The 494-nt window shown below is 59.5% G+C and carries 2 protein-coding genes; both read right to left on the bottom strand.

The genetic code is table 11. The features are described from left to right. Positions 1-99: 99 nt before the first annotated feature. Positions 100-273 carry a hypothetical protein gene (locus AC0QHF_RS07560; protein WP_324703590.1) on the bottom strand — a complete coding sequence of 58 codons (174 nt, stop codon included), beginning with the start codon at positions 271-273 and terminating at the stop codon, positions 100-102. A 41-nt stretch (positions 274-314) separates the two neighbouring features. Beyond that, a partial coding sequence (locus AC0QHF_RS07555; RefSeq protein ID WP_324703589.1) for a hypothetical protein occupies positions 315-494 on the bottom strand: 180 nt, incomplete at its 5' end.

The raw sequence follows: 494 nt of genomic DNA, 5'->3' as shown, positions 1-494 counted from the left end.
TCGTCGCCTCTGACAAATCCAATCATGGGTAAATACTCCTGAGTAATGGGTGAATGGCCGTGGTGATAACGGGCGGTCGCCCTCCCACGGCGGTTAAGTTTAGCGGTAGCGCATGGCGGCGAGGGCTTCAATGAATCCCCGCAGACGGGAAACTTCCCGTTGGGCGTGTTCGCGCTCTAAGTCGTTGCTGACGGCCATCACGGTCAAGATCAGGACCAGGATGGACGCGATCAGATTGCGGGTGTAGTCGCTGTTGCTGTTGTTGTTACTCATGGCTGTTGTGGGTCAATATCCGACGGGGCGGGCGCGTCCGTTCACCGGCGCCCGTCGCCTCTGTCGGGGTGGGCAAAGTCTACGGTGAGGGAGAGGGGGGGGATTTTCAGATCGCCGGTCCCCAGCCAGAATCCGAGGCAGAAAAGGGCGATCGCGATCGCGGTGAGGGAGATCTTGAAATCCCTCCAACCGGCATCCCTCACCCCAGGGCGAAAAAACTC

The sequence above is a fragment of the Lyngbya sp. CCY1209 genome, from assembly GCF_055795065.1.
The sequence above is the reverse complement of the archived record's forward strand: the minus strand, read 5'-3'. Positions and strand labels throughout refer to the sequence as shown.

Coding starts and splice junctions, on each gene's coding strand:
- AC0QHF_RS07560 (WP_324703590.1), bottom strand. CDS start 273: ATGAGTAACAACAACAGCAACAGCGACTACACCCGCAATCTGATCGCG.